Origin of the sequence: Kluyvera sp. EC_51 (genome assembly GCF_019584505.1) — a bacterium.
In the GTDB taxonomy this organism is placed as follows: Bacteria; Pseudomonadota; Gammaproteobacteria; order Enterobacterales; family Enterobacteriaceae; genus Kluyvera; species Kluyvera sichuanensis.
In genome coordinates, this window is the sequence record NZ_VDAG01000046.1 from 1 (window position 1) to 420 (window position 420).

General features: G+C 47.6%; 1 pseudogene. It reads right to left on the reverse strand.

Annotated elements, in window-relative coordinates:
* Positions 1–420, reverse strand: a pseudogene (locus FHC49_RS11365) (serine-type D-Ala-D-Ala carboxypeptidase DacD); the annotation flags it as partial.

Here is a 420-nt window from a genome sequence, read left to right on the forward strand (position 1 = left end):
TTTGGCTTTGATATGTGGAATTTCGGCTTTCGGTAGCACCATCCAGAACTCTTGTTCCGTTCCCAGGTCGATATTTTCTTTATCGCCATACCAGATGCGTTCCGTTCCGACCTTTTTCCCACGGTGCAAAATTTGCACCGTAGTAAAGTTTTGTTGCCCCCAACGCAGTAATTTTCTTGCCTCTTCCTCACGACCTTTTGCACTGTCAGCTCCCATTACCACTGCAATGAGACGACGCTGCCCATCTACAGCCGAAGCAATGAGATTAAACCCGGCACCAGAAGTATGACCCGTTTTCAGGCCGTCAACATTCATGGTTTTATCCCACAATAACCCGTTACGGTTTTGCTGGGTGATACCGTTCCAGGTGAGACTTTTCTCACTGTACATATGATAAAACTCGGGCTCGCCGTGGATGAT